The organism is Candidatus Jidaibacter acanthamoeba, from assembly GCF_000815465.1.
GTDB lineage: Bacteria > Pseudomonadota > Alphaproteobacteria > Rickettsiales > Midichloriaceae > Jidaibacter > Jidaibacter acanthamoebae.
On record NZ_JSWE01000084.1, the window covers coordinates 1 to 2,011 of the forward strand.

At 34.8% G+C, this 2,011-nt stretch carries 4 protein-coding genes; 3 read left to right on the forward strand and 1 reads right to left on the reverse strand.

Annotated features, from left to right (window positions below; genetic code table 11):
• The first annotated feature begins 25 nt into the window (after positions 1-25).
• The 3 genes from NF27_RS12975 to NF27_RS02805 all read left to right on the forward strand — a co-directional run bounded on the left by NF27_RS12975 (position 26) and on the right by NF27_RS02805 (position 1,170).
• Complete coding sequence (locus tag NF27_RS12975) at positions 26-388, forward strand: IS630 transposase-related protein (protein WP_039455569.1); 363 nt, start codon at positions 26-28, stop codon at positions 386-388.
• Positions 361-882 carry an IS630 family transposase gene (locus NF27_RS12980; protein WP_039455571.1) on the forward strand — a complete coding sequence of 174 codons (522 nt, stop codon included), beginning with the start codon at positions 361-363 and terminating at the stop codon, positions 880-882. The genes NF27_RS12975 and NF27_RS12980 overlap by 28 nt, the downstream gene beginning before the upstream one ends.
• Positions 883-957: 75 nt before the next feature.
• Complete coding sequence (locus tag NF27_RS02805; RefSeq protein ID WP_039455573.1) at positions 958-1,170, forward strand: hypothetical protein; 213 nt, start codon at positions 958-960, stop codon at positions 1,168-1,170.
• 258 nt (positions 1,171-1,428) lie between these two features.
• Here NF27_RS02805 and NF27_RS02810 read toward each other — a convergent pair.
• A partial coding sequence (locus NF27_RS02810) for an RluA family pseudouridine synthase (RefSeq protein WP_039455575.1) occupies positions 1,429-2,011 on the reverse strand: 583 nt, incomplete at its 5' end.

Consider the following 2,011-nt stretch of genomic DNA (forward strand, 5'->3'; position numbering starts at 1 on the left):
ATAAGGTAAATAAAAAAGAAAAACGATGTCAACAAGTCCATATAGTTTAGATCTAAGAGAGAAAGTAATAAGATACTTGGAAGCAGGGAATAGCCAAAGGGAAGCAGCAAAAGTATTCAATTTGAGCAAGACCACAGTAAACAAATGGCATGTTAGGTATAAGAGCGAAGGGCATTTTTGTGCTCGAAAGCGACCGGGTGCGAAGCCAAGAATAGATATTGAAAAATTTATAAGGTATGTAGAGGAGAACCTGAATGCTAGAGCGGGAGATATAGGCAAAGCATTTGGGATGAGTAGCGGAGGAGGGATTTACTGNTTGAAAAAGCTAGGATTTATCTATAAAAAAAAGCCTTTACCTATGTGGAAGCTAGTNAANAGAGGAGNTTAGAATACTTAGACTCTATTAAAGCAATAGATAGAGATAAGCTTGTATACATTGATGAAAGCGGGATAGATGTAAATATATGTAAGGATAGANGGTGGGGCATGNAAGGGATCCCACTCAGAGGGAAAAGGAGTGGAAAGTATTATCAAAGGACGAATATAGTTGCCGGATTAAATGCTAATCAAGTTGTAGCTCCTTGTGTTTTTAACGGCTCTTGTAACAGTGAGGTTTTTGAGAATTGGGTAGAGCAGTTTTTGATTAGAAAATTAAAACCAGACCAAGTAGTAATAATGGATAATGCTTCTTTTCATAAATCTCAAAGGAGCAAACAATTAATTGAGTCAGTTGGTTGCAGAGTTATATTCCTACCTCCTTACTCACCGGATCTAAATCCGATAGAGAAATTTTGGGCTAATATGAAACGTTGGATTAAACAACAAATTAAAAAACATCTCCATTTATATGATGCAATCTCTGCATTCTTCCTTGTACCATAAATTAACTAGTTTTACTATAATATCGGCGGCGATATAGTCATTACATCAAAAAACTTAATTTCATGGAAAGGAGCTATGAAACTTGGAAAATTTAGTAGAGAAGAATCAAAAGAGTATTTAAAGAAGTTACTTCCTTTGGAGGATTTGAAGGGTTTGGATAAGTTATCGGAAATCTTAGATGATTATCCGCTCGCCTTATCTCAGTCGGTTGCATATCTTAAAGCTAATCAACCGATTGGTTTAAAGGGCTATATTGAGCTATTTAAATCCGCTAAAACTTCATTATAGGATAAAAAAACAAAAATTACATGAAGAAAATAGTGGTTTACCTGATTTGGATAACTATTCAGGTAATGCGTTCACTTAACTTTCTATTTCCATAAATGATCTAAAAAATAAATTCTCACTTAGCGTTTGTTATTTTGGTATTCTGCTCAGTACTTAATAATAAAAAGATACCAACAGATTTTTTACAAAGTTTAGTAGAAGATATAAAAATAAGTAATTTTTTACTTGCCCAATTTTATCATATTAAAGATATTATTTCTAAATTCCTAAACCAAAACGATCTAACATATCTTTAAAATAATTAGGAAGCGGCGCTTTAATAATTATGTCCTTTCCTCGATAATTCAGCCGGGTTATATAAGAATGCAGATATAGTTTTTGCTCAAACTCAAAACTTTGTTCTTTATTATTATATTTTAAGTCCCCTAAAATCGGGCAATTCATTGAGGCACTGTGCACTCTAAGTTGATGAGTTTTTCCGGTAATCAGTTTAAATTCCACTAAGGCAGTTGTGTTTAAGGCATAATCGAGCACTCTATATTGAGTAATAGCTCTTTTCCCGTTATTTGTTACTTTTACACTTTCAAAATTTTCATCGGTTTCTTTAGCTAAAGGAAGATCAATCTCCCCTGCATGCACTTCCGGCACCCCGCAGAGTATAGCAAGATAGGTTTTGTTCATCTGCTTAGTTCTGATAAGTTCCGATAGCTCCGCAGCTGCCCTATTATTCCTTGCGACAAGCAGAACACCACTGGTTTCCTTATCTAGCCTATGGATAAGCTTCGGCCTAGCGGTAGCATCAAATTTTAAGAACGGTAACAGGTCATCCAACGAAATTCCT

Coding starts and splice junctions, on each gene's coding strand:
- NF27_RS02805 (WP_039455573.1), top strand. CDS start 958: ATGAAACTTGGAAAATTTAGTAGAGAAGAATCAAAAGAGTATTTAAAG.